This is a genomic window from Edaphobacter sp. (assembly GCF_035532915.1).
Lineage (GTDB): Bacteria > Acidobacteriota > Terriglobia > Terriglobales > Acidobacteriaceae > Edaphobacter.
This window is the reverse complement of the sequence record NZ_DATKQC010000212.1, coordinates 1-2,948: the sequence shown is the minus strand read 5'-3', so window position 1 is coordinate 2,948 and position 2,948 is coordinate 1. Positions and strand designations below refer to the sequence as shown.

Genomic DNA, 2,948 nt, shown 5'->3' with positions numbered 1-2,948 from the left:
TCTGGAGGGCACAAGTAGGAACACAAGAAGAGAGCACACCGAAAGCAAGAACGCCAGCAGCCATTTCGAGAGACGTATCCCCAATGCCGTGCTCTGAAGTTACCCGCTGGCAGCCTGTTTCACTAGGCGCGAGAGATGGTGCGGGTTAATTCGAGTAATACGTTATTCGTCTCGCAGCAGAACGTCAATAGAGTTTACCGAGAAAGAGGCCCGCCGATGATGACGCCCAGGGAGACGATATCCGATGAAGTCTAGCTTGCTTACCGAGGGCTGCGGACGGAATTTCTTCTCGGTCCTTGGAGTTCAACCCCCCGCATTGGCCGCACATTTTCACCAGTGAAGAACAGCCTGGACGCGACAACGTGGCCATCCTGAACAGCACGTTATGGCACAGCCGATCTGCCGCTGACCCTACTGACCAAGCGAAAGAGCCGGCTTGCCCGACATGAGAGCGACAACATTGGCCGCTACGCGATCGACAAACATCACCGCGCTCGTGCCGATATCTTCCCGGTTGTACAAGACGACGACTCCACGGTCGCTTTCGGGTTGGAAGAGAACAAATGATGTGTAACCGCCCGTTCCGCCATCGTGCCAGTAGGTGTGCGTCGGCTCGGTGTAAAGCCATCCCATCCCTACTTTCATTTGCGGCGGACCATCGGCGCGCAATTCATGTGTCATCGCAATCGCCGCAGGCAGGGTCGCCTCGTGCGATTGATCCACGCCGCTCGGCATGAGTTGATCCGGATGCAGTTGGGCTTTGATGAACGTCAGCAAGTCGCCGACGGTGGAACGGAGCGCGCCGGCGCCGGCCAGAGCCGCAAGATCCCACGGCGGGGCTGTACCGTTAGTGGCGGTATGCCCCGCGATGAACCCTTTCTCCTGCTCCGGCGAAAGGGTGGTCTCGGTATCTTTCATTCCCAGCGGCCCGGTGATTTCGCTTTTCACCAACTCGCCATAGGAGACGCCGGCGCGGCGAGCCAGAACAAATCCCAGCAGGCCGTAGCCGAGATTGCTGTAGAGAAATTTTGGTTCGACAGGAAGCGCGACGCCGTGTTGGGCGAGAAACGCGTAGAGCTGCTCGGCATGATAGGCGGCGTAGGGGTTGGTGGGATCTTTCTCGGCGTGCAGATTGCTAGGCAATCGCGGGAGGCCTGAGTGCTGAGTTGCCAGATCGACCAGTCGGATTTCAGCGCCTTGCGGTTTGGCCACGGTTCCTGGAGGCAAGAAGTCGCGGACGGGCTCGTCAAGAGTCACTTTCTTCTGCTCGACCAATTGCGCGAGCAACAGGCCGGTGAAGGACTTCGTGACCGAGCCGATCTCGAAGATCGAATCGGGTCGGGCCACGCCGTAAGCGAAGATGCGCTGCTCGCCATGGTCAATCACGCCAATCGCGACGCCACCTCCCGTCGATTTTGCCAAGACACCAGTGGCAAGCAATGGCGCGAATTCCCGATCGAGCACTGGCTTCAGATCGGCAAGGGCAACGGGTGGTTGGGCTGGCAGCATTTTCGGCGCTGCAGGAAGAGCGGGAGCTTTTTCCTGCCGCGTGAGGTCGAGCGGCAGCGGTTGGCCTTGGGTCCAGGTGCCTGTGATCGTTTTGCCGTCGGCAGCGAGCGTGCCGCTGTAGCTTCCGTGGACAGCCGGAACGGTGAAGATGAATGCGTTTCCAACGAAGCTGGCATCGGTGCACGGAACTCCCCGTGCTCCTTGGTCGAGACTGTCGAGACTGAGCGCCAGCTTGCCCGGCGAAATGGTCTTCACCTGGACGCCGATACGCAGCGAGCCACCCGGCGTCTTCAATGTTCCCATCCAGTAGCCGTCCACGGGCGACGGCTTGACACCCGCCTCTTCGCGCTCGAACACTAGCGGCAGCGGTTGGCCCTGCGTCCAAGAACCAGAAATGGAATTGCAGTCGGCGCTGACAGTTCCTTTGTAGCTGCCATGCACCGAAGGCACCGCAAATGTGAGCGTTCCATCACTCAGATCAGCATCCCCGCCCGCGAGTCCCGCAACGCCCTGATCGGGACTGTCGAGTGTCACCGTCAACTTTCCGGCGGCGTCTGACTTAATGTGCAAAACCAAACGAAGCCAGCCGGTGCCGGTATTCAGCGTGCCTGTCCAGTTGCCTGTCATTTGGCAACCTGATACCTGCGCAGACGCGGATGCCGCAATCACCAGCAGCACGGCCAAATTAAGGGCGACACGCATCCCCCAACGCGCTGTTGAATCTCGTAAATTCCTTGGTGCGCTCATGGGGGCATCAGACGCATTCCTCCTCACGACTTCCTCCTTCGATCAGGGCTTTCAATTCCCGACGCTGCGGCACGGTCCAGCGCACTCGACAACATAGTTCAAAATTCAGAACAGTGCAAATGTACGGATGATGGCAATGTGGTGGGGTCCTGGCAAACAAAAAGGCCCTCCGATGAAAGTCGGAGGGCCAATGCACTCCAGGCCTAGAAGGCAGCGCCATCGGATGTTTCAGTGGCTTGGTCCGAAGCATTAGAACCGGAAACGATTGTTTCCGGCTCAGGCTCACCGCGATCGAGCTTGCGCACAACATCGGCGCGAATGCACCAAAAGGTCTGCTTGGTGGTCTTGGCTTTCTTGCCTTTGCCAACTTCGCGTTCGTACGTCGTGCTGATAAGGCTGCCCTCAACGAGGACGTGCGAACCCTTCTTGATCGCCGTCGCGACGTGTTCCGCCAGTCGCGTACAGAAGATGCAAACGCGGTGCCACTCGGTTTTCGAGGACCACTCGTCCTGCGCGTTCTTCCACGACCGCTGCGTGGCGACGGAAAGAATGGTGAACTTCGAGCCGTTGTTGTTCCGCGCTTGGCGCTGCTCCGGGTCTGCTCCAACAAATCCGATTATCGTTACTGAGTTAAGGTAAGACATTTTTTTCTCCTTTTTCTGCCTCATTTTCTTGAGGCACCCAAAAGCGAG

General features: G+C 58.3%; 2 protein-coding genes. Both read right to left on the bottom strand.

Going from position 1 to position 2,948, the window contains the following annotated elements; translation table 11 throughout:
- Positions 1–411: 411 nt before the first annotated feature.
- Positions 412–2,136 carry a serine hydrolase domain-containing protein gene (locus VMU57_RS10310; RefSeq protein WP_325383085.1) on the bottom strand — a complete coding sequence of 575 codons (1,725 nt, stop codon included), beginning with the start codon at positions 2,134–2,136 and terminating at the stop codon, positions 412–414.
- Positions 2,137–2,459: 323 nt separating this feature from the next.
- Positions 2,460–2,900, bottom strand: a complete 441-nt coding sequence (locus VMU57_RS10305) for a single-stranded DNA-binding protein (protein WP_325383083.1) — start codon at positions 2,898–2,900, stop codon at positions 2,460–2,462.
- Positions 2,901–2,948: the final 48 nt, after the last annotated feature.

Excerpts from the sequence above, each read along its gene's own strand:
- VMU57_RS10305 (WP_325383083.1), bottom strand. The coding sequence starts at position 2,900 with ATGTCTTACCTTAACTCAGTAACGATAATCGGATTTGTTGGAGCAGAC.
- VMU57_RS10310 (WP_325383085.1), bottom strand. The coding sequence starts at position 2,136 with ATGACAGGCAACTGGACAGGCACGCTGAATACCGGCACCGGCTGGCTT.